This is a genomic window from Bacteroides sp. BFG-637, assembly GCF_024793605.1.
Lineage (GTDB): Bacteria > Bacteroidota > Bacteroidia > Bacteroidales > Bacteroidaceae > Bacteroides > Bacteroides vicugnae.
Map to the genome: position 1 here is coordinate 1 of NZ_JANUPD010000001.1, position 2,133 is coordinate 2,133.

1 protein-coding gene and 2 pseudogenes are annotated in these 2,133 nt (G+C 42.2%); 1 reads left to right on the forward strand and 2 read right to left on the reverse strand.

Annotated features, from left to right (window positions below):
* Window positions 1-1,024 (forward strand): annotated as a pseudogene (locus NXX38_RS00005) (replication initiation protein); the annotation flags it as partial.
* 171 nt (window positions 1,025-1,195) lie between these two features.
* Here the strand turns inward: NXX38_RS00005 and NXX38_RS00010 are convergent.
* Both NXX38_RS00010 and NXX38_RS00015 read right to left on the reverse strand, forming a co-directional pair.
* Window positions 1,196-1,476: pseudogene (locus NXX38_RS00010) on the reverse strand (type II toxin-antitoxin system YoeB family toxin); the annotation flags it as partial.
* Window positions 1,473-1,724, reverse strand: coding sequence for a hypothetical protein (locus NXX38_RS00015; RefSeq protein ID WP_004295507.1), 252 nt, complete (start codon window positions 1,722-1,724; stop codon window positions 1,473-1,475). The pseudogene NXX38_RS00010 and the gene NXX38_RS00015, both read right to left, overlap by 4 nt.
* Window positions 1,725-2,133: the final 409 nt, after the last annotated feature.

The window sequence follows — 2,133 nt, forward strand, 5'->3', positions numbered from 1 at the left end:
ATGAAAAAGAAACTACCTATTACCAAGAATAAAGATGTTGTTGTTTCATGGGTATATACATGGTCAAAACAGCAAGACATGTCCATACACGAACAAAGAATAGTTCTTCGCATACTGGAAGCGTGCCAAGCTGAACTAAAGGGAGTAAAACTGAAAGATTATGCAGGCACGAAACGCAAGTTTGAGCATGGACTTTGGGATGTTGATGCACAAATGCATGTATCTGACGTTATTTTTCCGGACGTGATTACAATGAAATCATAGCCGCACTCGATTCTTTGGCAGGACGTTTTTTTACTTACGAAGATGACGAGGAATGGTGGAAGTGCGGATTTATATCTAACCCAAAATATAAAAACGCACTGGCATTATAACCTTTCGTGTGTCTAACGACCTTTGGGATGTGTTTACCAAGTTCGCCAAGGGGTACAGAGAATTTGAGTTAAACAAGGCTCTTGCGCTACCTACTGGGTATTCCCTTAGGTTTTACATGTTAATGAGTGGGCAGGTGTACCCTTTGGATATATCCCTTGAAAACTTGAAAGACCGTCTTGGCATACCTGCGGACAAATACAAGGACAAGAACGGAAAAGACAGAATAGATCATTTTGAGGAAAGAGTTTTGAAACCAGCAAAGGCTGCGCTTGATGAGAGTTGCCCATACACTTTCAACTACGTGAAAGTGCGTGAAAACCCAAACAACAAACGTAGCAAGGTGACCGGGTTTAGGTTCTACCCGGTCTATCAACCACAGTTCAGAGATGAAGAACTGGAAGGGAAAGAATTGCAAGCAAAGGTTACAGCACGATATCAGATAGACAGCCATGTGTACGAGTACCTCCGTTATTCCTGCGGCTTCACATCGGAAGAGATAAACCGGAACAAAGAGACATTCATAACGGCACAAGAAAAGATAACCGACCTTATCGGAGAACTGGCTCTCCTAAACGGAAAATCACGAGAAAAGAACAATCCGAAAGGGTGGATTATAAACGCCCTTAAAGGGAAAATCAAGGATAAGTAACAAGATTACCCGGCTGAAACACTCCGGGTAATCTTGTCAAATCAGAGGAACGATTTCCATTTCTACACCAAGTTCTTTCATCTGCTGTTGTATTTCCTCGCTGCTTAGTTTTTCTCTCTCGCCAGTGCAAGCCCATGAAAGGCGGTCCCAGCCTGCCGGCTTCGAAACGATATTATCGTTGTAATGCCTCCTCTACCTCCAAGATGTAGACCTCTACCACTTCCTCGTAAATGTCATAGATTATCCGGTCATGGGCGGTAATGTGTCGAGACCATCTCATAATATCCCCACCGCCCCTTAACGCTTCGGGATGCCCAAGCCCAGCCCTCTTAGGGTGCTCTAACAATTCTTTGTAGATTTTCTTATACTTCTTGAACAAATTGGGGTTTGATTTCTTCCATTTGGCAATCACCTTATCCACCCCCGTCGGAAACCCTAATTGTGTACATCATAGACTATCGAAATAAGCGTCAATATCCTCACTGCTTTTGAGGGTAACACACTTTCCGGATTTGATTTCTTCCCTTGCCTTGTCAATCCTTGCTTGCAGCTCCGGGGTTATCATCAAATCTTCACGACCAACTTTTACCAAAGCGTAAATCTCGTTTTTCCTGCGAATTAGTACCTGCTCGCCATTGTCAGCTTTGGTGAAAGACGCTGCGAGGTTGTTACGGTATTCTCTTACTGATAATGCTTCCATATCTGTTTGCTTTTAAATTCAGCACAAAGATAGCTATATTTCAATAAAATACAAACATTTTGTACACAAACGTGTACACGCCATAAAAACCCGTTTCCAATCCTACCGCCCGTTGGTTGGTTTTGCTTTGCTCTTTTCCCTATCGTTTTTCTTTTTCCGACAGTAAATCAACCACTTAGCTCTATAAATTCCCCTTGTCTGTTATAAGCATCGTCTGTAATATGCTCTATCACTTCTTCGCAAACGCCCATAAATAAAGGGATTAGAACATGTGTTTCCCCACACTTTGGGAGTTTAGTCCCCACACTTTGGGAGTTTAAAAGTAAATTAGTCCCCACACTTTGGGAGTTTTACCCCTTTTTTTGTTTTAATGTGGGGATTGTGTATATTTGCAGCAAATCAATCGTTT